The 26,190-nt window shown below is 67.4% G+C and carries 19 protein-coding genes; 4 read left to right on the top strand and 15 right to left on the bottom strand.

Annotation, left to right across the window (positions count from 1 at the left end; genetic code table 11):
• Positions 1–31 precede the first annotated feature (31 nt).
• The 15 genes from ASC94_RS00275 to ASC94_RS00345 all read right to left on the bottom strand — a co-directional run bounded on the left by ASC94_RS00275 (position 32) and on the right by ASC94_RS00345 (position 22,037).
• Positions 32–955, bottom strand: coding sequence for a diguanylate cyclase domain-containing protein (locus ASC94_RS00275; protein WP_056389061.1), 924 nt, complete (start codon positions 953–955; stop codon positions 32–34).
• Positions 952–5,589: a PAS domain-containing protein gene (locus tag ASC94_RS00280; protein ID WP_056389064.1), complete on the bottom strand. Its 4,638-nt coding sequence runs from the start codon at positions 5,587–5,589 to the stop codon at positions 952–954. The genes ASC94_RS00275 and ASC94_RS00280 overlap by 4 nt, the downstream gene beginning before the upstream one ends.
• 135 nt (positions 5,590–5,724) lie before the next feature.
• Positions 5,725–6,984, bottom strand: a complete 1,260-nt coding sequence (locus tag ASC94_RS00285) for an acyl-CoA dehydrogenase family protein (protein ID WP_056389067.1) — start codon at positions 6,982–6,984, stop codon at positions 5,725–5,727.
• An 11-nt stretch (positions 6,985–6,995) separates the two neighbouring features.
• On the bottom strand, positions 6,996–8,075 hold the full coding sequence (locus tag ASC94_RS00290) for a phosphotransferase (RefSeq protein WP_056389070.1): 1,080 nt from the start codon (positions 8,073–8,075) through the stop codon (positions 6,996–6,998).
• Positions 8,076–8,138: 63 nt separating this feature from the next.
• On the bottom strand, positions 8,139–8,741 hold the full coding sequence (locus ASC94_RS00295) for a prepilin-type N-terminal cleavage/methylation domain-containing protein (protein ID WP_082615968.1): 603 nt from the start codon (positions 8,739–8,741) through the stop codon (positions 8,139–8,141).
• 26 nt (positions 8,742–8,767) lie between these two features.
• On the bottom strand, positions 8,768–9,466 hold the full coding sequence (locus ASC94_RS00300; protein ID WP_056391934.1) for a type II secretion system protein: 699 nt from the start codon (positions 9,464–9,466) through the stop codon (positions 8,768–8,770).
• Positions 9,467–9,485: 19 nt separating this feature from the next.
• Positions 9,486–10,175, bottom strand: coding sequence for a hypothetical protein (locus ASC94_RS00305; RefSeq protein ID WP_157201226.1), 690 nt, complete (start codon positions 10,173–10,175; stop codon positions 9,486–9,488).
• Between the two features lie 49 nt (positions 10,176–10,224).
• Positions 10,225–10,809 carry a hypothetical protein gene (locus tag ASC94_RS00310; protein WP_056389075.1) on the bottom strand — a complete coding sequence of 195 codons (585 nt, stop codon included), beginning with the start codon at positions 10,807–10,809 and terminating at the stop codon, positions 10,225–10,227.
• Positions 10,806–11,483 (bottom strand): hypothetical protein, encoded by a 678-nt coding sequence (locus tag ASC94_RS00315; protein WP_056389078.1) that lies wholly within the window; start codon positions 11,481–11,483, stop codon positions 10,806–10,808. Before ASC94_RS00315 ends, ASC94_RS00310 begins: the two co-directional genes overlap by 4 nt.
• The gene (locus ASC94_RS00320; protein WP_082615970.1) at positions 11,480–13,072 is read right to left on the bottom strand and encodes a hypothetical protein; all 1,593 of its coding nucleotides are present in this window, start codon (positions 13,070–13,072) and stop codon (positions 11,480–11,482) included. The genes ASC94_RS00315 and ASC94_RS00320 overlap by 4 nt, the downstream gene beginning before the upstream one ends.
• Before the next feature lie 7 nt (positions 13,073–13,079).
• The gene (locus tag ASC94_RS00325) at positions 13,080–14,288 is read right to left on the bottom strand and encodes a type II secretion system F family protein (RefSeq protein ID WP_056389082.1); all 1,209 of its coding nucleotides are present in this window, start codon (positions 14,286–14,288) and stop codon (positions 13,080–13,082) included.
• Positions 14,288–16,018: a GspE/PulE family protein gene (locus ASC94_RS00330; protein WP_056389085.1), complete on the bottom strand. Its 1,731-nt coding sequence runs from the start codon at positions 16,016–16,018 to the stop codon at positions 14,288–14,290. The genes ASC94_RS00325 and ASC94_RS00330 overlap by 1 nt, the downstream gene beginning before the upstream one ends.
• A gap of 2 nt (positions 16,019–16,020) precedes the next feature.
• Complete coding sequence (locus ASC94_RS00335; RefSeq protein ID WP_056389089.1) at positions 16,021–18,117, bottom strand: tetratricopeptide repeat protein; 2,097 nt, start codon at positions 18,115–18,117, stop codon at positions 16,021–16,023.
• Positions 18,114–19,976: a pilus (MSHA type) biogenesis protein MshL gene (gene mshL / locus ASC94_RS00340; RefSeq protein WP_056389092.1), complete on the bottom strand. Its 1,863-nt coding sequence runs from the start codon at positions 19,974–19,976 to the stop codon at positions 18,114–18,116. The genes ASC94_RS00335 and mshL overlap by 4 nt, the downstream gene beginning before the upstream one ends.
• Positions 19,977–20,078: 102 nt before the next feature.
• Positions 20,079–22,037, bottom strand: coding sequence for an AAA family ATPase (locus tag ASC94_RS00345; protein WP_056389094.1), 1,959 nt, complete (start codon positions 22,035–22,037; stop codon positions 20,079–20,081).
• A 149-nt stretch (positions 22,038–22,186) separates the two neighbouring features.
• Here ASC94_RS00345 and ASC94_RS00350 point away from each other — a divergent pair, with 149 nt between their 5' ends.
• The 4 genes from ASC94_RS00350 (at position 22,187) to ASC94_RS34110 (ending at position 26,188) form a co-directional block, all read left to right on the top strand.
• Positions 22,187–23,890: a GspE/PulE family protein gene (locus ASC94_RS00350; protein ID WP_056389097.1), complete on the top strand. Its 1,704-nt coding sequence runs from the start codon at positions 22,187–22,189 to the stop codon at positions 23,888–23,890.
• A 1-nt stretch (position 23,891) separates the two neighbouring features.
• Positions 23,892–25,118, top strand: a complete 1,227-nt coding sequence (locus ASC94_RS00355; protein ID WP_056389100.1) for a type II secretion system F family protein — start codon at positions 23,892–23,894, stop codon at positions 25,116–25,118.
• A complete protein-coding gene (locus tag ASC94_RS00360) occupies positions 25,118–25,663 on the top strand; it encodes a type II secretion system protein (protein WP_056389104.1) in 546 nt (181 codons plus the stop codon). Before ASC94_RS00355 ends, ASC94_RS00360 begins: the two co-directional genes overlap by 1 nt.
• A 63-nt stretch (positions 25,664–25,726) precedes the next feature.
• Entirely contained in the window at positions 25,727–26,188 is a 462-nt protein-coding gene (locus ASC94_RS34110) for a type II secretion system protein (RefSeq protein WP_056389108.1), read from the top strand.
• Positions 26,189–26,190: the final 2 nt, after the last annotated feature.

The raw sequence follows: 26,190 nt of genomic DNA on the forward strand, positions 1-26,190 counted from the left end.
GTGATGTGAGGAGGATGGCGCAGGAGGGCGCTCAGTCCCGGGCCGCGACGCAGTAGCGGTTGCGGCCGGTTTCCTTGGCGCGGTAAAGCAGGCCGTCGGCCTGGCGCAGCAAGGCGCTGGAGTCGGCGTTCTCGTCCGGCATGGCGGTGGATACGCCCATGCTGACCGTGACCTGCGGCCCCACCGATGAAGCCTTGTGCGGGATCTGCAGTTCGCGGATCTCGTCCAGGATGCGTTGCGCCACCACTTCGGCCCCTTCCGCGCCCACCTGCGGCAGCAGAATGATGAATTCCTCGCCGCCGTAGCGCGCCAGCAGGTCCGGCGGCCGGCCCGCGCAGCGCTTCATGGCCGCGCTCACCTGCTGCAGACACAAGTCGCCGGCCTGGTGGCCGTAGGCGTCGTTGTAGTTCTTGAAGTGGTCGATGTCGATCATGATGAGCGCTATCGGCAGGTTGGAGCGCGCGCAGCGGCGCCATTCGTTGTCCATGGCCTCGTTGAAGCTGCGGCGGTTGGCCACACCGGTCAGGGCGTCGGTCAGGGTCAGCTCGCGCATGGCGTCGGCCTGGCGCTTGACGGTCAGCTGGGTGCGCACGCGGGCGCGCACCACGGCCACGTTGAAAGGCTTGCTGATGAAGTCCACCGCGCCCGCTTCCAGCGCCCGCGTTTCATCTTCGGGCGTGCTGAGGGCGGTGACAAAGATCACCGGAATGTCGCGCACCGCCGCCGAGGCGCGCAGCGCGCCGCACACTTCGTAGCCATCCATGCCGGGCATCACCGCATCCAGCAGGATCAGGTCCGGCTGCTGGTTGTGCGCGATCTGCAGGGCTTTGTCCCCGCTGAGCGCAAACAGCACATCATGCTCGTCGCGCAGCGCATGGTGGAGAATCTGGATGTTCTCCATGGCGTCGTCGACGATCAGAATGCGCCCATTCATCGCCAAGTCGCTCCAGCTCATACCATGTCCTTTCGCTTCAGCATATCTTGCACCAGGTGTTCGGCTGCGGCAAAGTCCAGCGTTTCCACTGCGTGGGCCAGGGCCAGCACGGCCTCGTGACTGTGCTGGTCCAGGGCGGGGCGTAGGGCCTGGAAGTGCGTCAACGCTTTCATGTTGTTAGTTTGCAGCAAGGATAACAGGTCTGCCAGCGCTTGCGGGAGATCGGCGCCGTCCGGGCCGGCGGCGGCCGCCGTGTCCTCGGCTGGCAGCGGGAGGGGCAGGGTGCGCGCGGCCTCGGTCACCACGCTGATCGACTGGTCCAGCGCGGTGAGCAGGAAGGCCAGGTCGGTTTCACTGCCCTCGTGCAGCGCCACTTCGGCCTGGGCGCTGAGGCGGGCGATGTCGCCCGCGCCCAGGTTGGCCGCCACGCCGCGCAGCCGGTGCAGCAGCTGGGCGGCGGCGTGCTGCTTGCCGCCCGCCAGCAGCACGCGCACCTCGCCCACGGTGCCGCCCTGCGAGTTCTCGAAGCGCTTGAGCAGGCCCACGAAGGCGGGGTAGTTGCCGGCCAGGCGCTTGAGCGCGGCCTCCAGGTCGATGCCGGGCAGGCTGGCGGGACGGTCTTCGGCGGCAGGCTTGCGCCAGCTCTCGTCCGGCGCCGCGCGGCCCGGGCGCAGCGGCGCCAGGCGCAGCAGCGTGGCCAGCAGCTCGTCCACGTCGATCGGCTTGGGCACGTGGGCGTTCACGCCGGCTTCCACGGCCAGCTGGCGGTCTTCGTCCAGCGCGTTGGCGGTCATGGCGATAATGGGCAAGTCCGTCAAGCCCATGGCGCGCAGCGTGGCGGTGGCCTCGTAGCCGTTCATGACCGGCATCTGCAAGTCCATCAGCACTGCGTCGTAGCGGGCCGGGTCCGCCTTCAGCAGCTCCACCGCCACGCTGCCGTTGCAGGCGATATCCACCCGCGCGCCGGCGTGCAGCAGGATGTACTGCGCCATTTCCTGGTTGATTTCGTTGTCCTCCACCAGCAGCACGCGCATGCCGGCCAGGCGGCCCGACAGCGGCGTGTGGGCCGGCAGCGCGGAATGGTGTGCCGAGCCGGTGCGCACCGCCACTACGGTGGCCAGCAGCCGGCTGGGCGTGGTCGGCTTGGCCAGGATGGTGGCAATGTGCAGGCTGTCGGCGATGGGGATCAACTCCTCGGTGTAGTGGTCCGGCGCCATCATGATGGTGGGCGGCAGCTGCAGGGTAGCGTCGGTGTGGGCCTGGGTCAAGAGCGAGATGCCGTCCAGGTCCGGCAGGCCGGCGTCCAGCAGCAGCAGGTCGAGCTGGCGCGGGGCGCCGGCGCGCGCCAGCTTGTGCAGCTGGGCCAGCCCGGCCTGGCCGCTGTCGGCGCTCCACACGCGCCAGCCCAGCGCCTGGCAGTGGCGGGTGAGCATCTCCAGCACGGTGGCGTTGTCTTCCACGATCAGCACGTTGAGCCCTTCCACTGCGGGCGGCAGCTGGCGCGGGCCGGGCAGGCCGTGCACCGCGCGCTCCAGGGTGCAGGCGAAGCGGAAGGTGGAGCCTTTGCCCAGTTCGCTGTGCAGGCTGATGCTGCTGTCCATCAGGTCCACCAGGCGGCGGCAGATCGCCAGGCCCAGCCCGGTGCCGCCGTACTGGCGGCTGGTGCTGTTGTCGCCCTGCGAAAACGCTTCGAACAGGTGGGCCTGCTGCGCCGGGCTGATGCCGATGCCGGTGTCGCGCACGGCGAACTCCAGCGTGGTGGAGGTGGCGGTGCAGGATAGCTGGCGCACCGACACCACCACTTCGCCGTGCTCGGTGAACTTGACGGCGTTGCCGGTCAGGTTGAGCAGCACCTGCTGCAGCCGCATGGCGTCGCCCACCAGCTCCAGCGGCACGTCCGGCGCCACGCTGAAGACCGGTTCCACACCCTTGTTCCAGGCGTTCTGCCCGACCAGCACGCCTATGCTGGTGAGAATGTGGTCCAGATTGAAGGGGCTGTGCTCCAGCTTGAGCTGGCCGGCCTCGATCTTGGAGAAGTCCAGCACGTCGTTTACCACCGCCAGCAGCGACTGCGTGGCCAGCTGGATCTTGCCCACGTAGCTGCGCTCGCGCCGCGCCAGCGGCGCTTCCTCCAGCAGCCGCGCCAGGCCGATGATGGCGTTCATGGGCGTGCGGATTTCGTGGCTCATATTGGCCACAAAGGCGCTTTTCGCGCGGCTGGCCGCCTCGGCCTTGTCGCGCGCGCGCACCAGCTGGTCGTTCAGGTCGTGCAGGCGCAGCTCCGTGCGCTTGAGTTCGGTCACGTCCGAGACCATCACGAAGAAGCCGCGCGCGCTGCCGTCCTCGTCCATGTCGGGAATGTAGTTGGCCCACACGAAGCGCGACTCGCCCGCGCGGTCCGGCCGGTCCTGGTAGAAACTTTGCGGCTGGCCGGCCAGGGCGCTTTCCACGCGCTGCCGGTTGCGGCGGTAGAGGTCGCCGCCCACCACCTCGGGCAGGTGGGCGCCGATGACCTGGTCGATGCCCACGCCCATGAATTGCAGGAAGCTGCGGTTGGCGAAGCGGCAGCGCAGGTCCCGGTCCCAGTAGGTGACCATGGCCGGCACATGGTCGGTGACGGTGCGGATGAAGGCATTGCTGCGCGCCAGGCTGAGCGAAGTGGCGCGCAGCACCTCGTCGGCGCGCTTGCGCTCGGTGATGTCGATGGCCATGCCCAGCAGGTGGGTGGGGTTGCCCTGTTCGTCGCGCAGCGCCACCTTGCGCGTATTGAGCACCCGCACCGTGCCGTCGGCGGCGGTGACTTCCTCCTCCGGAATTTCCACCACTTCCTCGCTGGCCAGCACCGCGCGGTCGGCGCGCGCGAACGCCTCGGCCTGCTCGGGCATGAAGAAGTCGTAGTCGTTCTTGCCGAGGAACTGGGCGCGCGGCCGGCCCAGCGTCAGCTCGGCCTGGCGGTTCATCATCTCGAAGCGCAGGTCGCCGGCCTGCTTCACGAACAGCATGGCCGGCATGTTCTCCACCACTTGCTTGAACAGCTGCTTGGACTGGCGCAGCTGGCGTTCGATGGTCTTCTGCGGCGTGATGTCCAGCAGCAGGCCGGTAATGCCTATCATGCGCCCGGCGCTGTCGCGCACCGGGAAGTAGCCGGACAGCCAGTGGGTGGGCTGGTCCGGCCGGCCGGGCGCGGTGCCGGACAGCTCGATGCCGGTAAGGGCCTCGCCGGTGGCGAGCACGTGGCGGTAGTCGCGTTCCACGTCGCGCCGCACCTGCTCGTCGCGTATCACGTCGCCGAAATGGCGGCCGATGTGCTCGGACACCGGTTTGCTGTTGATGGCGGCCAGGTACTCGTTGATCATGACGATACGCAGGTTCAGGTCGACAAAACTGAGGCCGACCGGCGCGCTGGCGTAAACGTTTTCCAGCAACGCCTTGGACGCTTCGAGCTGGGCGGTGCGCTCGGCCACCAGGGTTTGCAGTTCGTGGCGGTGGCGCTGGATGTCCACCTCCACCTGCGCCAGGGCCTGCGCCACCTCGTCGGCCTCGCGGAAGGTCATGTGCGGCAGCTTCATGGCCTCGCCGCCGGCCAGCGCGCGCGCCGGATGGGTGAGGCTGGCGATGGAACGGGCGATCTGGCCGCCCATCAGCCAGGCCAGCACGATGCCCACCAGCAGCAGCATGCCCACCGCGCCGGCCACCAGCGGCACCGAGGGCAGCGCAGCGTCGCGCATGGCCTGGTGCTCCGGCATGCCCACGCCGACCGCCCACTGGCGTCCCGGCAGCAAGCTCAGGCCGGCGAACACCGGAACGCCGTCGCGCGACTGGGTCAGCCGCGCGCCCTCGCCGCTGCCCTGCAGCACCTCGCGCGACTGGTCCGAGATGCGGGTGCCCACGAAGCGCTCCGGATCCTTGTTGCGGTCCACTATCACGCCGTCCGGGCCAATCAGCGCGATCAGCCACAACGGCGACAGGCGCTGCGCGGCGGCGGCGTCAGCCAGGAGGCGCGGTTCGAGCACGGCGGTGAGCACGTACAGGGTTTTGCCGCCGCGCTGCACCGGCACGTCCACCGCCACGTCAGGCTGGTGCGGCAGGCCGCTGCGGGGGAGTACGGACAGCGCCGGGCCGCGCTGCGCAATGGCGGCGGCGAAGCGGGCCGCGTTGGCAGGACGGGTGGCGTCGGTGTCGCCGCCGCCGGCGGCAGCGGCAGGGGCCTGCGGCGTGGCGGGGCCGGATTGCGCAGCGGCTTCGGTCTCCGGGGCTGCTGCTGCTGCTGCTGCTGCTGCCGGGGCCGGGCTGGCGGCACCGACCGTGAGGAGGACGCGGCCGTCGGTGCCGTTCAGCAGGATGCGCTGCACGGGCAGCGCTGCCCGCAGCTGCGTGCCGGCCTGCGCCGCGAATGCAGCCAGGTCGCCGTGGTCCAGGCTGGGCGAGCTGGCCAGTGCCAGCGCTGCCGCTTCGGCCTTGCCGATGTCGTGGTCGACGGCGCTGGCCAGCGCGCGCGCGGTGGCCAGCGCCTCGTGCTGGACTTGCAGCTGTTCGCGCTGGTAGAAGTGCTGCAGCAACACGCCCAGCCCCAGCACCGACGGCAGCGCGCAAGCCAGCACCAGCAGAGCGATCTGCGAACGTATGGATGGCAGCTTGGCGGTAGAGTGCGGCACTGCATGGCCCCCGGAATGCGTTGATAGCGCTCTGATCATAGCTGAGCGCCGCGCGGTGACCAAGTAAATTGTCGAGCCGCCGCCGCGCGCGCCGCCCCGGCGCAACAGGCCGGGCCGGGGGCGGGGCTAGGGAAATCAGCTGCGGGTGATGGGCAGGCTGAGGTCTTCCTTGAGCGGCAAGTGCTTGGCCAGCTCCAGCTTGGCAATCGCGTTGCGGTGCACCTCGTCCGGGCCGTCGGCCAGGCGCAGGGTGCGGTTGCCGGCCCACTGGTAGGCCAGCGGGAACTCGTCGGACACCCCGGCCGCGCCGTGCGCCTGGATGGCCCAGTCCAGCACCTGCTGGGCCACGTTCGGCGCCAGCACCTTGATCATGGCGATTTCGGCCTGCGCCCCCTTGTTGCCCACCGTGTCCATCATATAGGCGGCCTTCAGGGTCAGCAGGCGCGCCGTGTCGATCTGGATGCGCGCTTCGGCGATGCGCTCGCGCCACACGCCCTGCTCGGAGATGCGCTTGCCGAAGGCCACGCGGCTGTGCAGGCGCTGGCACATCAGTTCCAGCGCGCGCTCGGCCACGCCGATGGCACGCATGCAGTGGTGGATGCGGCCCGGGCCCAGGCGGCCCTGGGCGATCTCGAAGCCGCGCCCCTCGCCCAGCAGGATGTTCGCGGCCGGCACGCGCACGTTCTCGAACACCAGTTCGCAGTGGCCGTGCGGCGCGTCGTCATAGCCGAACACGGGCAGGGGACGGATCACCGTCAGCCCGGGCGTGCCGGCCGGGACCAGTATCATGGACTGCTGCTGGTGGCGCGGCGCGTCGAAGTCGGTCTTGCCCATGGTGATATAGATCTTGCAGCGCGGGTCGCCGGCGCCGGAAATCCACCACTTGCGGCCGTTGATCACGTAGTCGTCCCCGTCGCGTTCGATGCGGGTCTCGATATTGGTGGCGTCCGAGGAGGCCACGGCCGGCTCCGTCATGGCGAAGGCCGAGCGGATCTCGCCGCGCAGCAGCGGTTCCAGCCATTGCTGCTTGTGCGCTTCGCTGGCGTAGCGTTCCAGGGTTTCCATGTTGCCGGTGTCCGGCGCGGCGCAGTTGAACACTTCCGGAGCCCATGGCACGCGGCCCATGATTTCGCACAGCGGCGCGTAGTCCAGGTTGGACAGGCCTTCCGGCGCGCGCGTGGATTTCGGCAGGAACAGGTTCCACAAGCCCTGTTCGCGCGCCAGCGGCTTCAGCTGTTCGATGAGCTGCGTGGGAATCCAGCGGTTGCCCTGTTCGCGGCCGTTGCGGTCCACTTCCTGGTAGAACTGTTTCTCGTTCGGGTAGATGTGCTGGTCCATGAAGGCCAGCAGTTTTGCTTGCAGCGCCTTGCAGCGGTCCGAGTACTCAAATTCCATGCCGGTCTCCTTCAAATTGGTTTGCCCGACGCGTACGCCCAGGCCAGTTCAGCCATGGGGCGCGCCATCTTGCCCGATTCCAGCGCCTGCGCACTGGCGGCGGTGCCGTCCACGTAGCGTTTCATAATGCCTTGCATGATGCTGGCCAGGCGGAACATATTGAAGGCCAAATAGAAGTTGAAATCCTCCAGGCGGATGGTCTTGCCGGTGCGCTCGGCGTACCGGGCGATGTAGTCCTGCTGCGAGGGGATGCCCAGCGCCTGCAGGTCCAGCCCGGCGATGCCGCGGAACTGGCCCGGCTCGATGTTCCAGCCCATGGCGTGGTAGGAAAAGTCGGCGAAGGGGTGGCCCAGCGTGGAGAGCTCCCAGTCCAGCACGGCCAGGATGCGCGGCTCGGTGGGGTGGAAGATCATATTGTCCAGGCGGTAGTCGCCGTGCACGATGGACGTGTCGTCGCCGGGCGGGATGTTGTTGGGCAGCCACGCGATCAGCTGGTCCATCGCTTCGATCTGTTCGGTCTGCGACGCGACGTACTGCTTGCTCCAGCGCTCGATCTGGCGCTGGAAGTAGTTGCCGGGCTTGCCGTAGTCGCCCAGGCCGATGGCCTGGTAATCCATGCTGTGCAAGAGCGCAATGACGCGGTTCTGCTCGTCGTAGATGGCGGCGCGCTCGGCCGCGGTCATGCCGGGCAGGGCCTGGTCCCACAGCACCCGGCCGTCCACGAACTCCATCACGTAGAAGGCGCGGCCGATCACGGATTCGTCGGTGCACAGCGTGTACTGGCGGGCGGCCGGGAAGCCGGCCTTGTTGAGCGCATCCATCACGCGGTATTCGCGGTCGATGGCGTGGGCCGAGGCCAGCAGCTTGGCGGCCGGGGCCGGCTTGGTGCGCAGCACATAGTGCTGCTGTTGCGCGCCTTCGCCCTTGCTCAGCTTGAACGTCGGGTTGGACTGGCCGCCCTTGAACTGGACCACCGCCAGTTCGCCCTCCGGATAGCCCTCCACGTGCTGGCGCAGGTAAGCGTCCAGCGCCGCCACGTCGAACTGGTGGCGTTCGGACACTGCTTTGGTGCCCATGAATTCCTCAAACATCGCGTCTCCTGCGTTGGGATAGTGTATGGATTCTATCCCAAAAAAACGAACGCGCGTACTTTTTTAGAAGAAGATGGCCAGGCGGGTGATGATAGCGCCGGTATTGGTGTAGGCGGTCACGCCCGGCCCGACGGCGGCGCGCACCGAGCCGGTGTTGGGCTTGCCGTCGTCGAGCTTGGCGTCGATCTGCTCGGCCACTGTGTCGGGCAGGTTGTCGATGCGGATGCCGTTGCCGCCGCGCCCGCCCACCACGTCGTTGTAGATGTAGACGGCGCCGCCCTGGGCGCTGGTCATGAAGTCGGTGCTGCCGTTGAAGGAACCGGTGATGAAGCCGGCCAGCGCCAGGTGCTGCGGCGCCAGCTGGTATTCGCTGATCTGGCCGTCGCCGTTGCCGTTGCCGGTGGCCCCTGGCACATGGGCGGTGGCCAGCGGATCGTCGCCCGGCAGGGCGCGGAATTTGTCCTGGTAGGCGCTCACCGCCGAGGTGAGCGCGTTGGCCTGCTGGATGATGTTCTTGACCTTGGCGCTGTCGATCAGGCTCTGTCCCTTGAGCACGCCGCCCAGCAGCAGGCCGATGATGACCAGCACGATGGCGATTTCCACCAGGGTGAAGCCGCCTTGGCGCCCGTGGCGGCGAGGATGGGCTGGGCGGACGGGTTGGCGCATGGTTTTTCCTTTCTCTGTGTCGAATCTTAGGGTAGCACTTGCGCCGCAACCATGCGGTTGAACAGGATGTTGGGTGAAACCCACACCACCATATCGTCGAACTCGCCGCCCGGCAGGGCGCGGTTGTCGCTGGCGTTGCGCGCCATGAAGTTGATGTCGGCGCCGATGTTGTTCTGCTCGTCCTCGTTGCTGCGCGAGCCGTTGGCCAGGCGCAGGCCGGCGTCGCTGGTGGCGCCGTAGCCATTCTTGCCGTGCGACAGGACCACCGCCGGGATGTCGGCCGCCGCCGTGGCCGCCGCCAGGTTGCCCAGCCCGTCGCGCGTGTAGACGGTGATGTCGCGCGCGGTGACCAGCTTGAAGCGGTTGGCGCTGTCGGCAAAGGCGGGGGTGACGCTGTAGCGGTACAGATGGTTCCAGGCGTCCAGCCGGGCCAGGCCGAGCGTGGCCCAGGGCAGGTAGCCTTCGCGGCGCTCGTCGGTGCAGCGGCTGCCGCTGCGGTCCTCCTGGCCGTCGCTGGCGGAGATGGCGGGGCAGGGCAGGTAGCCGTAGCGCACCGCGAAGCCGACCAGCGCCTCGCGCGCGTCGTCCAGCGCACGCTGGGTGTCGGCCGCCTTGCGCTGTTCCAGCTGCATGCTGAGCGGCGTGAGCAGGCCGCCCACCATGAGGCCGACTATCACCAGCACGATGGCGATTTCGACGAGGCTGAATCCGTGTTGCTTGTTCATGGTCCCGGGTTTGATCATTTTAATTGGGCAGCGTGCGCGCGGCGCGCATGCGGGCGTACAGCGCTTGCAGGCTGAGCCAGGCAACCTGGTCGTCGAATTCGCCGCCGGCTGTGTTCGGATCGCTGGTGGCGACCCGCGTGATGAAGTGCGCGGTGGCGGCGGCGTTGACGGTTTCGTCCTCGTTGGCGGTGCCGGCGTTGGCCTGTTCGGCCCCCTCGGCGGACACGCCGTAGTTGTTCTTGCCGTGCGAGAGCACCACCAGCGCGGCGCAGCGGGCCTGCGCGTTGCAGGCGGGGCCGCCGGCGACGTAGCGCAGCTCGCCATCCGCGCCGCGCTGCCGCACGGTGCGGGTGGCGGCAGCGCTGGCGGGCTGGTAGTCGTAGCTGGTGAACACGGGGGTGACGCTGTAGCGCAGGCGCTTGCCCCAGGCGTCTTCGCCTGGGATGCCGAGCGCGACCCAGGGCAGGTAGCCGGTGCACTGCTCGTCGCTGGTGCAGGGCAGGGCCTGTTCGCGGCCGTCGGTGGCGGAGACGGCGGGGCGCGGCAGGCGGCCGTTGGCGGCGGCGAAGCCGGTCAGCGCGTCGGTTGCCTGGGCCAGCAGCATCTGGGTGCGCTGCGCGCGGCGTGTCTCCACCGTGTTGGCGCCGAACGCGGACATCAGCAGGGACGATCCGGCCAGGGCCAGCACGGCCAGCAGGATCAGGAGCACGGCGCCGTCCTGCCGGTGCCTGGCCGGAACCGGGGCCGGGCGGGCGCTGCTATTCGCCCGCATTGCTGATGGTGCCGGTGGCTTCGTCATAGCTTTGGCCCGGTTTCAGGGTGACGCGCTTGCCGGACGGCAGGCGCAGCAAAACGGCGCGGTCCGGCAGCACTTTGCCGTCGCGTTCCGACAGCGGTGCATCGTTGAGCCAGACCGTGCTTTGGCCGTTGCTGCGCTGGACCACGCCATTGAGCTGCAGCGGCGCGGGCGGCGATGGCGGCAGCGGCGGTGCAGGCGGGGCGGCGGGCTCGCCGTCGATGACGGTGCCGTCGCGCCGCGCGTCCAGCAGCGCGCGCTCCTGCGGCGTGGAGAACAGCCGGCCCAGATGGCGCGCCTGCCCCGGCTGGCCGTGCGTGTCTGCCGCGGCCGGCACTGCGGCAGCCGAGGCGGCTGCGGCCGAAACAGCGGCCGGCCCGAAAGCGGACGATACTGCGGCGCGCCAGCCCGCCGCGGCCGGTCCTGCAGCGGCCGGCCTGCAGGTGGCCGCAGCGGCGGCAATGGTGAGCACCGTGGCGGCCGCTGCCGCGCACCGCCAGCGCGGCGGCACAGGCGCGGCGAGGGGGGAACGGCGATGGCGCGTCATTGCGGCCTCCACTGCTGGGCGATCTGGGGCGTGGGGCCGGGCGTCAGGGTCAGCCAGTTGAGGGTGCAGTCGGCCGTGAGCATGGGCGCGAGCGGGGCGGCCAGGCCGCCAGCGGCGCGCTTGATGCTGCACTCCTGCGCGCTGTAGAAGCTGCGCTGGCGCAGGTCGTCCAGCAGCACGAACAGGTCGCCCTCGTGCAGCAAGTCCATGTGCAGATTCATGCGGCTGCCGTGCAGGCGGTAGCCGCCCAGGGCGGTGCCGCTGTCCATCCGCACCGGCTGCTGCGGCTCCAGCTCGTAAGTGATCGGCAGCAGCTTGCGCTGCTCCTGGACCTGGCGGATGGCCTCCACCCAGTCGAGCCGGTTTTCCTGGCCGATCAGGCCGCGTTCGCGCAGCGCGGCGTACTGCGGCTGGTAGAGGCGGATTTCGCGCTTCTCGGTCTCCGCGTTGAACAGCCGGTCGCGCGCGGCGTTGCGCTTTTGCTGGGCCCAGGCCTGGTAGTCGCGCGCCTGGTGCCAGTACCAGCGGCTGCTGACGATGGCGGCGGCGCCGATGGCCACCGTCAGCAGCAGCGTCACCACTTGCAGCCGGATCAGTGCGAATTCGCGCAGCCAGTAGGGCAGCGCGGGCGCAGCCGTGGCGCGGGGCTTGGCTTTGCGGGCAGCGAGGCTCATGGCGCCAGACTCAGGTTAAGGATGAACTGGGCCGGCTTGTCGCCCGCCGCGGCGGCCGTGCTGCCGCTCAGCTTCGCGCCCGGGCTGATGTCCAGCACCGTGCGTTCGATCGCCACCGTCAGCTTGGGATTGCGCGCCAGTTCCTGGGCGAAGGCGTTCATGCTGTCCAGGATGCCGCGCGCGTTGTTGCTCATCAGGGCCACCTGCGCCTCCACCCGCAAGGTTTGCGGCGGCTTGGATGGAATGCCCAGCACGCGCGAGGGGATGGGCGCCGCGTCCGCTTCGGTGCTGCCCGCGCCGCCGGCACGGCCGGCACCCAGGCCGGCGCCCGGGCCCGGTGCCGGCAGGCTGTCCGCCGCCACGCGCCAGTCCAGGCGCACCACCTGCACCTGCGGCACCTTGTCCAGCGCGGCGCTGAGCATGCCCATCATGTCGATCGGCGCGGGCGCCTGCGTGGCCAGCAGGCGTTCAATGGTGACGGCCGCCTTCATGTTGGCGGTGGGCGCCAGCGACGGCGGCATGTCCGACATATTGGCGCGGTAGCTGGCGTCGTAGCCGGCCGCCTCGCGGTTCATTCTTTCGCCGTCCCGCTGCGCCTCCGCGTAGCCCCACAGGTTGCCGCCCACCCACAGCAGGGCGCAGGCGGCCACCGCCGCGCTGGACGCCTTGAGGGTCTGGCGCATCTGCCACAGCCGGTAATAGCGGCCCTCGGCGCCCAGCATGTAATGGCTGGCCGGACGGGTGCGCGCCAGCAGGTAGAGGAACATCGGGTCGGCCAGCGGGGTGTCCTCGTCCGGCAGGGCGACGCCGGCCAGTCCTGCCGCAATACCCAGCGGGATGAAGTGGTACACCGTCTCCGGACCGTTCTCGCACTGGGCGCTCCAGCGTTCCAGCTCGCCGTCCTGCGCCATCATCACGGCATGCAGCTGCTCGCCGCGCTCGATCAGGCGCACGCTGACCAGGAACTGCTGCGTGCGCGCCGTCTCCACGCCGGCGTTGACGGCCACGCCTTCGCGGTCCGCCGACGGGGTCAAACGGCTGAATTTCAGGCAGCCCCGGTGGAAATAGCTCTGCCGCACGCCGGCCGATTGCGGCGTGACCACCAGCAGGTGTTCGTGTTCCATGTCCAGGCCCAGCCGGTCCACCAGCTCCTCGCTCAGCAGCGGCACCGAATAGATGCCGGCCAGCGGCGTTTTTAGCAGCTCCAGCGCGTCCGTCCACGGCAGCAGCAGGACCGGATTGGTGAGTGCGGAACACAGCACGATATCGTCGCGCCGGCCCTCTTCCGAGCGGCCCTGTATGGTGGCCTGGCGGTACGGCGTGTCGCGGTACTGCTGCAGCAGGCGCCGTTCCATCAGGTTGCGCCCGGCCTTGCCGCCCACGTGGGGCAGCAGCAGGCGCTGGAAGTCCTCTTCCACGATGTCCACCAGCAGCAGCGCGGGCGTGCCGGGATGGTGGTGCTCCAGGTAGTCGACGAAGGCGTCCACTCCGGCGCGGGTCGCGGCGAAGCTGGCCGGACCGCTCAGGCGGCCGGCGTCCCACAGCCAGGCATCCAGCCGTTCGCCGCCAAGGTAAAGGAGATGCTTCATAGCCGGATCATAGCCGAATGCTGCTGATGGTGTCGTAGATCGGCCCCAGCACGGACAGCATGATCCAGCCCAGCATCAGCCCCAGGGTCACCGTCATGGCCGGCTCTATCATGGCCTGCGCGCGTTCTATCATGTCCTTCACTTCGCGGTCGTAGAAATAGCTGGCGTTGTGCAGGGCGCGGTCCAGCGCGCCGGTGGCTTCTCCCACTTTGAGCATGCGGATCACCAGCGGCGGGAAGATGCCGGTGTGCTGGAATGCCGCCGTGACGCTGTAGCCCTCGGAGATCAGCTGCGCGGCCCGGCGCAGCCCGGACGCCATCACGCGGTTGCCGACGATGCCTTCGGACAGGCGCAAGCACTCCAGGATGGTGATGCCGGACGCGTACATCAGCGCGAAAAACGTGGCGAAGCGCGCCAGGATAATCTTGCGCAGCACCGGGCCCACGATCCAGACCCGCAGCTTGAAGGCGTCGAAGGCGTAGCGCGCACGCTCGCTGCGGCCCAGCCAAATGCGCAGCGCCACCCAGGCCAGCACCGGTAACAGCAGGATGGCGTACCAAAACTGGATGAAGATGCCGGACACGGCGATCAGCGCGCGCGTGTGCAGCGGCAGCTCGTTGCCCATGTTCTTGATGAAGGCGGTTAACTGGGGCACCAGGTAGATCATGAGGAAAAAAGTCACGCCCAGCACCACCAGCGCCACCACTGCCGGGTAGGTGAGGATTTTGCGCGTGCGCGCGGCCAGTTCGTCCTGCCATTTCAGGCTGTCCGACAGGTTCTTGAACACCTCGGCCACCTTGCCGCTCTGCTCGCCGGCGTGGATCAGGCTGGTGAACGTGTGGTCGAATACCTCCGGATGCGCGGCCAGCGCGTCCGACAGCTGCAGGCCGCCTTCGATGCTTTCGATGAGCGCGGTGAGCACTTCGCGGAAGCGCGGGTGCTGCTCCATGCTCTCGCGCAGGTCGTCCAGGCCTTCCAGGATGGGCACGCCCGCGCCTGTCATCTGCTCCATGTGGAAGCAGAAATTGATCAGGTCCGCGCGCGTGATGGCGCGCCGGCCCAGCACCAGCAGCTTGTCGCGCGTGACCGTGTAGTCGATCAGGTCCAGCTCCATGCGGCCCAGGCGCAGCTCCAGGTCCGGCACGTTGGCCGCGTCCATATTGCCCGGCAAGACCTGGCCGGCATTGTCCATGGCGGTATACAGATAGTGCGGCATCAGCTCAGCCTGTCCGTCAGATCGACCACGCGCGAGACTTCCTCCAGCGTGGTCACGCCTTCCAGCACGCGGCGCATGCCGTCGTCCACCAGGGTCTTGAAGCCGGCTGCCTGCGCCGCCTTGCGCAGCTCGCGCGCGGACGCGCGGCGGCCGATCAGCTCGTCCAGCTCGGCGTTCATTTTCAGCAGCTCCATGATGGCTAGCCGGCCCTTGTAGCCCTGGTGCGCGCAGCGCTCGCAGCCCACCGCGCGGTACAGCATGGCCGGCCCATCGCTGCGTCCGTCGTGGCCGCCGTGGCCCTCCTGCGGCAGGCCCAGCAGGCGGCGCTCCACGGCGTCGGCCGTGAAGGGCTCGCGGCAGTGGGGGCACAGCCGGCGCACCAGGCGCTGCGCGATCACACCGATGATGTTGCCGGCCATGACGTCCGGCACGATGCCGATGTCGAGCAGGCGCGACACGGAGCCGATGGCCGAGTTGGTGTGCAGCGTGGAATAGACCTGGTGGCCGGTCATGGCGGCGGCGAACGCCATTTCGGCGGTTTCCTTGTCGCGCACCTCGCCCACCAGGATCACGTCCGGGTCTTGCCGCATCATGGAGCGGATGCCGTCGGCAAAGCCCATCTTGGCCGACTCGTTCACCGAGGTCTGGCGGATCATATTCATCGGGTATTCCACCGGATCTTCCAAGGTCATGATGTTCACGCTCTCGGTATTGATGTGGTTCAGGATGGAATACAGGGTGGTGGTCTTGCCGCTGCCGGTGGGGCCGGTCACCAGGATCACGCCGTCCGGGCGGGCGATCATCAGCTTGAGCAGGGTCAGCTCGTTCTCGTCCAGGCCCAGGCCGTCCAGCGGCACGATGCCTTTCTGGCGGTCCAGCACGCGCAGCACGATGTTTTCGCCGTGCGTGGTGGGCTGGGCCGAGGCGCGGAAGTCGATCTGGCGGCCGGAGAACTTGATCGAGATGCGGCCGTCCTGCGGCGCGCGGGTCTCGGCGATGTTCATATTGCTGATCACCTTGAGCCGCACCGCCATGGCCGGCCAGTAGGATTTGTGCAGGCTGCGGATCTGGCGCAGGATGCCGTCGATGCGGTAGCGGATGCGCAAGAAGCTCTGCTCGGGCTCGAAATGGATGTCCGAGGCGCCGTTCTGTACCGCGTCGGCCAGCAGCGCGTCGATCAGGCGCACCATGGGCTGGCTGTACTCGTCGCTCAGCGAGCCCAGGCTGGCGTAATTCACCTCGCCCGTTTCGATTTCGTGCAGGATGCCGTCGATGGACAGCTCGAAGCCGTAATACTGGTCGATGGCGCGCTGGATGTCGGACTCGTTGGCCAACATGGGCGAGATGGTGATGCCCTGCACCAGCATGGCGCTGATCTGGTCGAGCGCCACGATGTTGCTGGTGTCGGACATGGCCAGCACCAGGTTGTCGATGTCGCGCTGGTAGACGATGGGGAACACGCGGTAGCGCTTGGCCACTTCCTTGGGGATGAGCTTGAGGGCGATGGCGTCCACCACCAGGCTGTTCAGGTCGGCGCTCGGCGTGTGCAGGTTTTCGCTGAGCGCCTCGCGCATGGTGGCTTCGGTGACGAAGCCGAGCGCGATCATCATCTTGCCGAGCGGCTCGCCGGCGCGCTTTTGCTCAATGAGGGCAATGCGCAGCTGGTCCTCGCTGATGACGCCTTTCTGGATCAGCAGTTTGCCGAGGGGGATTTTCGGGGTGTCCGGCATGGTCAGTTCGGCTCCGCCAGCTGGCGCATGCGCGCGCGCACCGCCTCGCTGTCGAAACCGGCCGGACCGGCCTGGGACAGCGCCAGCGCGCGCTGGTAATAGGTAAGGGCCAGCCTGGGCTGGTTCAGGCGGTCCAGGCCGACTGCGAGGTTGAAGGCGTAGTCCGGGTTGTCCGGGCTGGCGCTGTAGGCGCGGAAGTAGGCTTGCTGGGCGTCGGTCCAGCGCGACTGGCGCGAATACAGGTTGCCCAGCGCGAACAGCAGCGGCCCCGAACCGGGCGATTTGCGCAGCAGCTCCTTCAGGCGGCGCTCCGACTGGCCGGTATCGCCCGGGCGCAGGCTGAGCAGGCCGGCGAGAGCGTCGGCGTCGCTTGGGTCCAGCTCCAGCAGGCGCATATAGCTGGCCGACGCTTGCGCGGGGTCGTTGCGGCGCAGCGCCACGGCGGCGTTGCCGAGCAGGGCATCGCGGTTGTTCGGGTCCTGGCGCAGCGCGGTGGCGTACTGGTCTGCGGCCGTGGGCAGGTCGCCGTCCAGCAGGGCCTGGTAGCCGTATTGCAGTGCCGGGCTGATGCGCGCGGCGTGGTTGTGACGGCTGACCTTGATGTCGCTGCTGGACCAGGATGCGTCGGCCTGCCGCGTACCCGCGCTGCCGGCGGCGTTGGCCGCCGGCCCCTGGCTGCCCTGCGGGTTCGGGGCGGCGGCACCTGAACCGCTGGTCCAAGCGGCGCCTTGCCCTGCGCCGGGTGCAGCGGAGGTGGGCGCGGCGGCGGCAAACGGCGGCGGCGAGCCGCCTTGCTGCCCGGCCTGCATCTGCATGGCGCGTTCGATTTCCTCGGGCGAGGCCATCACGGTACTGGATGCCGGCGCGGCGCTGCGGCCCGATCCCAGCATGGAACTGGCGCCGCCGGGGCCGCGCGCGGAAGAGGCCACGGGCGCCGGTGCTGCACTCACGGGAGCGTGCTCGCCCGCACCGCCGTGGCCCGGGGCCGCGCCCGCAGCGTCCTGGCCTGCCAAGCCGACCGGTGCGCCCGGCTGGCCTGACGCACCTGATGCGGCCGGCGCCCCTGCCGTGCCGGTGGGGCCGGGGGCGCCGGGTGTGCCGGGTGCGCCAGTCGTGCCCAATGCGCCCGGAGTGCCTGCGGCACCCGGATCACCAGGCATGCCGCCGGGCGGCACGACTATGGTCCCGGCCTTGGTTCCGGCCGCATCCGGCGGCGGCATGGGCACCATGGGCAGGTTGGCGCCCGGACCGGGCGCCGTGGTGGCGCGCCAATATATATAGCCGAACAGTGCGACGAGCAGCAGCAAAACGCCGCTCAGCACGGCAAGCCTGATGCGGGCCGGGTCCCAGCCCACCTTGTCCTCGGCTGCCGCCGCACGTGCCGCGGCTGCGGCGCGTGCTCTCGCGGCCGCACCCAGTACCGGACCCGGAGCAGGGCCGACGCCAGGGGCAGGGGCAGAGCCATGTGCGGTGCCATGACCCGGGCTGCCCGGCGGAGGCGGCTGGCCACTGTCGCCGGCGCCCGCAGCGCCGCCGGCCGCGCTGCCGCCACGGGGGGCTGCAGCCGTGTTGAAATGGTCCGATATGCGCTGGCCGCTGCTCTGGCGCCGCTCGCCGCTGCGCGCGTCGGGTTTGCCGGTCGCAGCAAGCGCCGACGCGGGCGAGATAACAGCGGCATCCGGCGCCGCCGGTTCGGGCGCCGCCTCCCCCAGCGGCGTGATCGATAGCGCACTGCCCGATCCCTCGCGTTCAGCGGGCTTGCCCTGCAAGTCCTGCACATCCTGCAAGGTCAGCTCGCCGCGCTGGGGGCGGGCCCCGCCCACACGCGCTTGCGGCGGGGTTGGATCATGCGGTGCTTCCTCGGCCGGCGTCAGCGCCGGAATCTGTTCGGCTTCCGGCTCGGGCATCAGGGGCGCATCGAGCGGTTCCAGCGAAAACTCCGCCACGCGGGGCTCGACGCGCTCCTGCGTCAAATCCTGCGGTGTCAGCGCCAGCACCTCGTCGAATGCCTCGGACGGCTTGTCGGCCGGCTCATCGTCGGGCAGGCTGCTTTGTTTGGTGCGCTCTGCCTTCTTGAGCGCCTGCATCAGCAAGCTCATAGCCCACCTGCCTTGCCCGCCAGGGGCGGCTCCGCATAGGCCGGCGCGGGCACGGGGGCCTGGCCGGGAAGCAGGTAGCGGTAGTCCTTATAGTCGCCGCTCATGCTGGCGTCCTTCACCACCACCGGCCGCATGAAGATCACCAGTTCGGTCTTGCTGGCGTTCTCGTTCCGGTAGGAGAACAGGTTGCCCACCACCGGCAGTGAGCTCAGCAACGGTACGCCGTCCTTGGTGTTGTCCACCGAGTCCTGCATCAGCCCGCCCATGACGGCCACCTGGCCATTGCTGATCTTCATGATCGATTCCAGCTCGCGGGCCTGGATCACCGGCACCTGGCTGCGCACGTTGCCCGCCTGGAGCGCCGGGTTCGGGTCTTGCACGTAGCCGACGATGCGCGTGATGGTGGGACGCACATTCAGCGTCACCTCGTCGCTGTCGGCGATCTGGGGAGTCACGCTCATCACGAAGCCCACCGGCACCGTCTGCAAAGTGGATTCGTAGGTGGCCGGCGCGGTCACCGTGCCACTGGAGTTGAGCACGGCAGGCGTGACCTTGATGGTGAAGAAGACGTTGTTGTCCACCACTTTGAGCATGGCGGTCTGGTTGTTCAATACGCTGATCTTGGGACTGGACAGCACTTTCACCTTGCCAAACGACTCCAGCAGCTGGATGGTGGCGGTCAGATTGCCGGGATTGAGATAATTCAGCACAAACATGCCCGGGGTGGTGCCGGGCAGCACCCCGGTGGGCAACGTGGCTGTGCCAACCTGGCCCTGGTTCATGCTCAAGCGCCCGTTCAGGCCGGACCAGTTGATGCCTTGCTGGTACTGGTCGCCCAGCTTCACTTCGATGATGGTCGCTTCGATCAGCACCTGGCGCTTGGCGCTGTTCACCACCAGGTCCAGGAATTCCTGGATTTTCTCGTGCTGGCGCGCGGTGGCGCGCACGGCGATCAGCCCGCCTTCGGGATTGACCACGATGGATGGATCGTTGCGTGTGCGGCTGCGCTGGGAGAAGGGCGCGGCGTTGTCGCCGAACGGCTGCGGTGCCGCGCTCATGGGGGCGATGGCGCCCTGGCCGCCCTGGTTTTGTCCGGCCTGGCCACCCTGCGCCGCCTGCTGGCTCTGGTTCTGTGCCGCCATCTGCGCCAGCGGATCCTGCTGGGTGTCGCCCAGGGTGGAAGCGCGCAGCATGTCGCGGATATTCTTCTCCAGGCTGTACCAGAAATTGTTGTCCGAACGGTTGGCCACGGACGTGGTGGAGTTGTTGTTGCCGCTGCCGAGGTTGCCGCTGCCGCCGCTGGACGCCGCAGCGCCTGTCGCCGCGCCGACCGGGTTGCTGCTCTGGCCGGCCGAGCCGCCGCCGGTGGTGGAAATCTGGGTGGCGATGTTGACGCTGCTGCTGGTGCTGCGCGCCACGTTCACGTAGTCAACCTTGTAGTTGCGCCATTCCGGCGCGTCCGGCAAGACCACCAGGTTGCTGCCCTCGATCTCGTAGCGCATGTCCACCTGGCGCGCGATGCGGCCCAGCAGCTGCGGCAGGGTCTGGTCGAGCGCGTTCAGGGTGACGGTGCCGTCGATGGCGGGATGGATGTCCACGTTCATGCCAGCGTCCCGCGCCAGCGCAAACAGCAGCGACTGCACCGGCACTTTATGCACGGTGACGCTATAGGTTTCCACCTTGGCGGATGGCTTGGGCGGCGGGGGCAGGGCGCTTTGGCGCACAGGCTCGGGGATGGCGCCGGCCACGCGCGGCGCGTCGGCGATGTGGACGGGCGACACCGGCAACTGCGGCGTGGCGCAGCCGGTGATCAGAAGGACGCAGGCAACCGGTATCAACGGAGCGGCGAGTTGTTTCATGTGCGGAACGCCCCAGGCAAGCGAAATATTGTAATTTTGAAACGTCAACCCGCATCATCTAACAAAAACAACAACAGGGGCGCACAATTCAATTTCCGTTTGTTAACTTGTTGAGTTCGCCTGTTTTTTGCCGTCCGCCTTGGCGATTGCCTGGCGTATGCCCTTGATGGTGCGGATTTTGTGGTGAGTTCCGGAGCGCTCGGCGAGCGTGGCTTGTACTTCGAGCACCTTTTTAGCGGAGGCGAAGCTGCCGTAGACGATGGCGATGCGGCGTTCGCCGTTAATGAGCATGGGGTAGGTGTGGACTTCGCTCAGCCCCATCGCGGCCCGGGTGTCCGCGAGGAATTTTTCGACGCGGGCGGGCTCGCTGGCAGGGAAGTTCTCAATTTGCACGCAGAAGTTGTTCTCGGGCTCGTCGCGCAGCCAGGTCTTGCTGGCGAGTAGGGATTGCTTGAGCAGGGTGGGTTTGCGGGGCGCAGGCGGAGGTGCGGGTGGCTCGGCCGATACTGCCGTCGCTACCGCGGCAGGCTTCGCTGGCGCGTCCTCCGCCAGGCCACGGGTGTAAGCCGCCACCGCCGGTGGGGCGGCTGTTGCGGGCGCCTCGGACGTACTCACAGAAGCGGCAACGAGTGGCTGTGCAGTTGTCGTCATGGCAGACGATGCTGTTGGCGCTAGCGCCATCTGAACCGGCGGCCGCGCTGGCACCGCTGCAGGCGGGGCCGGCTGGCCGGCAACGATGGGGACAGGTGCGGCGGCGGGGCGCAGCAAGAAGGCGGCGGTAGCGGCGCCAGCGACAGCCAGCATGGCAGCACTTGCGATTAGGGCGCTGCGGCGCACGGCGCGTTGCGGCGTCGACGGCACAGCTGGCGCGGCTACGGGCGTCATGTCGGCCGCAGGTGCCGGCCCCGGCATCGCTTCGGTTGCGTGATTTGGCGCTTGCGTGGCGTCGAAGGCCGGAGGGTGCAGCGGCGGTACTTCAGCCGTTTGCGCGTGACCGGGCATTGCCGCAGCCGTCGGTTCCGGTACTGGCGTTGCCTCGGGCGCCGCGGCGGGCAAGGGCGTCACTCCGGCGTCCGGCGCGGGCTCCGGCATCACTTCAGCCTCAGGGGCAGGCTCCGGCATCACTTCGGCCTGCGGCACCGCTTCATCCTGGCCGATGGCCGTAACCTGCGGCAGTGGCGCGACGCTGATAACGGGGGAGAGGGCTTCCGGCGCAGCATCGAACACCGAATGGCCCGAGCTCCCCTTGATGGCGTCACGCACGTGCAGCATGGCCACGGCGGGCGCGCTGGCCTCGGCGGCCACGGCCACTGACCTGGCAGCCAGCGCCATCACAGCGCGCAGGTCGGCCCGGGCAGTGCGGGCGATCAGTTTGGCGGCGTCCAGCTGGAACAGGGCACCGTCCGCATGCCCCGCTGCGCGCAGGCGGCAAGCCAGCAGCTCGGGCGCGAGTTCAGGTGGCAGCGCCGGCAGGACGAAACTGAGCGTAATGCGTTCGCGCAGCTGGCGCAGTTTCGGCTGGCGCAGCACATTGCTCAACTCCGGCGTCCCCAGCAGGACAACCGGCAGCAGATTGTGCGGACCTTCGCTCAGATTGGTCAGCTGGCGCAGCGTCTCCAGCGTGTCCGCCGGCAGCGCCTGCGACTCTTCCACCAGCAGCACCGCCAGCTTGCCGGCCGCGCGCTCGGCCGCCAGACGGGAATGCAGCAAGCGCATGATCTCGTCGCTGCGCAGGCCCGCCGGGTCCAGGCCCAGCTGGCGCGCTATCGCGCACACCGCATCCTGCGGCGACAGCGCTATGCCCGCTGTGTTGACCGGACGCTCCAGCAGCAGCGCCCGGACCGGCGGCGCCGCCTGGGCCAGCTTTTTCGCCAGCACGCGGCACAGCATGGTCTTGCCGCTGCCCGGCTCGCCGGTCACCTTGATCACGCCATCGCCCAGCCTGAGCGCGTACTGCAAGGCGCCCAGCAACTCGCGCCGCGCCGCGTCTTCGTAGTGGAAGGCCGGGTCGGGCAAGGCGCTGAACGGCGGACGGGACAGGTTGAAGTGGTCGAGGGCCATGGAGGTTGAATGCCGTACTGATGAGTAACTAATGAGCACTGTAGCAAATATCGGACTGGTTTAGCCAGCAGGCAGCACATATTACTCGTAGAAACTGCCTGATCTGGAATAAAATGGCCGCGACCATTGTGCAACGTCTGGAGTAGTGTATGGCTCGGCCCGAAAAAGTCCGTTTAGGGGAAATCCTGGTGCAGCAAAAGCTGCTGACGGAGGAACAGCTGGGACTGGCGCTGGCCGAACAGAAGCGCAGCGGCCGCAAGCTCGGCCGGGTCTTCATTGAAAGCAGCTACGTCACTGAGGAGCAGATTGCCGGGGCATTGGCGCGCCAGCTCAACATCCCCTACATCAACCTCAAGTTCTACAACATCAATCCGGAAGTGGTGCGCCTGCTGCCGGAAACCCAGGCCCGGCGCTTCCGCGCACTGGTGCTGGAAGACCGCAAGGGCTCGCTGCTGGTCGGCATCGCCGACCCCACCGACCTGTTCGCCTACGACGAAATCGCCCGCCTGGTGCACCAGAACATCGAGCTGGCGGTGGTCAACGAGACCGAAGTGCTGTCAGCCATCGACCGCATCTACCGCCGCACCGAGGACATCACCGACCTGGCGCGAGAGCTGGAGCAGGATCTGGGCGACGTGTCGGTGGACTTCGGCGCGCTGGCCGCCAACCCCGGCCTGGAAGAAGCGCCCATCGTCAAGCTGCTGCAATCGGTGTTCGACGACGCCACCCAGGTGCGCGCCTCGGACATCCATATCGAGCCGCAGGAAAGCCGCTTGCAGATCCGCTTCCGCATCGACGGCGTGCTGCACCTGCAGACCGAGGCCGACATCAAGATCGCCCCCGCGCTGGCGCTGCGCCTGAAGCTCATGTCGGACCTGGACATCTCCGAAAAGCGCCTGCCCCAGGACGGCCGCTTCGCCGTGCGCGTGAAGAACCAGCGCATCGATGTGCGTATTTCCACCATGCCCACGCAGTATGGCGAATCGGTGGTGATGCGTCTGCTGAACCAGGGCGGCATGAACTTGCGGCTGGACGCGATCGGCATGCCGCGCGGCATACTCGAGAAGTTCCGCGCCATCGTGCAGCGCCCCAACGGCCTGGTGCTGGTGACCGGCCCCACCGGTTCCGGCAAGACCACCACCTTATATAGTGCGCTGGCCGAGCTGAACTCGGTGGAGAAAAAGCTCATCACCGTGGAAGACCCGGTGGAATACCGCCTGGCCGGCATTAACCAGGTGCAGGTGAACGACAAGATTGAACTGAATTTCGCGCGCGTGCTGCGCTCCGCGCTGCGTCAGGATCCGGACATCGTGCTGGTGGGCGAGATGCGCGACCAGGAAACCGCGCAGATCGGCCTGCGCGCCGCCATGACCGGTCACCTGGTGCTGTCCACCCTGCACACCAACGACGCCGCCAGCACCCCGCTGCGCCTGATGGACATGGGCGTGCCGCGCTATATGGTGGGCAGCTCGCTGCAGGCAGTGCTGGCGCAGCGCCTGGTGCGGGTGATCTGCGAAAGCTGCACCACGCAATACACGCCGACCCCGACCGAGCACGAATGGCTGCGCCTGGAGCTGAACGACAAGGTGGACATGGCGCGCTATTTCCACGGCAAGGGCTGCTCGCACTGCAACGGCATGGGCTATCGCGGCCGGACTGGCGTGTACGAGCTGCTGGAGATGACGCAGGCGGTGGTGGACGCGTCGCACAGCACGGATGCGGGCCACTTCATGAAGGTGGCGCACGCGCAGATGCGCGGCGAAACGCTGCGCCGGCACGCGGTGCACCTGGTGATCCAGGGCCGCACCACCATCGCTGAAGCCATGCGCATCAGCAACCAGTACGAGGAGTGACGTGCCGTTCTTCGCCTACAAGGGCCGCAACGCGCGCGGCGAACTGTTGCAAGGGGTGCTGGAAGGCGCCGACAGCAATGCCGTGGCCGACCAGCTGTTCGGCACCGGGGTCACGCCGGTGGAAATCACGCTCACCCGCCAGGCCGTCAAGTCGGACGGCGGGAACTGGTGGACCCAGCTGACCGAGAAGAAGGTGAATTCGATGGACGTCCAGCTATTTAGCCGCCAGATTTACACCTTGCTCAAATCGGGCGTGCCGATTATGCGCGGGCTGGCGGGCTTGCAGGAATCCGCTATCAGCAAGTCCTTCGGGCGCGTCATCAAGGACCTGCGCGAATCGCTGGACGCGGGCCGCGAGCTGTCGGCAGCCATGCGGCGCCATCCAGAAGTGTTTAACAATTTCTACCTGTCCATGGTGAAGGTCGGCGAGATGACGGGTCGCCTGGACGACGTGTTCCTGCGCCTGTTCGATCACCTGGAATTCGACCGGGAAATGAAGAACCGCGTAAAGAGCGCAACGCGCTATCCGACCTTTGTCATTATTGCCATGACGTTGGCGATGATCGTGGTGAATATCTTTGTCATTCCGCAATTCCAGAAAGTGTTCGAGAGCTTCCGCGCAGAGTTGCCCTTGATGACGCGGATACTGATTGGAACATCCAAATTCACGGTCGAGTACTGGCCGGTGCTACTGGTGGTGGCGATCGCCGGTCTCTTCGGCGTGCGAGCCTGGATCGCCACGCCCGGTGGACGCTTTGCCTGGGACCGGGGCAAGCTGCGTTTCCCCATTGCGGGAAAGATTATCCAGAAGGCCACCATGGCCCGCTTCGCGCGCAGTTTCGCACTGTCCAGTCGCAGCGGCGTCCCGATTGTCCAGGCGCTGACCGTGGTGTCGCAGACAGTCGATAACGCCTATTTGTCCTCCCGCGTCGAGCAGATGCGCGACAGCGTCGAGCGCGGCGACAGCATCTTGCGCACTTCTATTGCGGCAGGCATATTTACGCCGGTGGTGCTGCAAATGATTGCGGTAGGCGAGGAATCCGGCGCGCTGGACGATTTAATGGATGAGATTGCGGCAATGTACGAGCGCGAAGTCGATTATGAATTGAAGACGCTGGCATCTCAAATCGAGCCCATCATGATTACTTTCCTTGGGGCGATGGTGCTGGTGCTCGCATTGGGGATATTTTTGCCGATCTGGAACCTGGGGCAGGCGGCCTTGCACTGATGAGCGAGCGGGCTCGTTCGATTGAATGTGTAGTTTCGCCGCAACGGCGGCGGGTCGGCGGTTTCAGCCTGCTCGAATTGGGCGTGGTTGCCATTATATTCAGCGTGCTGGCAGCGGTACTGCTTCAGCGGCTGGCATTTTATCAAGACGAAGCCGAGCGGGCCGGCGCGCAATTGTTGGTCGCAAATATGCGGAGCGCCTTGTACGGCAAGGCTCTTGAGGCGACGGTGCAGGAAAGGCGTGCGCAACTGGCGGGTTTGGAAGGCTTGAATCCAATTGGCCTGCTGGCGAGCGTGCCTGAAAATTACGTGGGCGAGATTGACAGTCTGGCAGCAAATAGCTTAGCACCGGGCTATTGGTATTTCGTGCGAAACAAGCGCATGCTTGTATATGTGTTCAGAGGGAAAAAAAGTTTTCCCGACAAGGCTAATGAACGCTGGTATTTCAGGGTAGAATTCAGCCGCTTGCCCACAAAAACCGCCAAGCCGGATGGAGCGCCTGACCACAGCGGCAGCGTAGCCCTGATTCAAGTTGACGGAAGCTGAGGTCGTTATACATACTGACTGCACGGCTTTCACATTTTCTTTCAGACTAAGTTGGAGTATTCAATGCAAAACAAACAAATCGGTTCGTTGCGTGGTGGCGCACAAGCAGGCTTTACCTTGATCGAATTGATCGTCGTGATCGTCATCCTCGGCATCCTGGCCGCGACGGCGCTGCCGCGTTTCGCCGACTTGGGTGGCGATGCCCGTCGTGCCAAACTGCAGGCCGCGCGTGGTTCTGTTGCGGGCGCGGTGGCGATTGTTCATGGGCGCTGGTTGGCTGGCGGTACTGGAATCGCGGGTAACGTCGCCATGGAGGGCGGCGTTAACGTCGCGGTCAACGCTGCCGGTTACCCTGTCGCTGCCGACATTGCCAGCGCTGCAGGCTTGGCTACCACGGAGTACTCCATCAATGCAGGTGTAGATCCAGTGGTCATCGCGGCTACTTCCACCACGACGACGTCCTGCTTCTTCAATTACACTCCAAGCACTGGCGTCGTCAGTGCGGCTACCACTACTACCTGCTAATC

The sequence above is a fragment of the Massilia sp. Root418 genome, assembly GCF_001425265.1.
Lineage (GTDB): Bacteria > Pseudomonadota > Gammaproteobacteria > Burkholderiales > Burkholderiaceae_D > Rugamonas.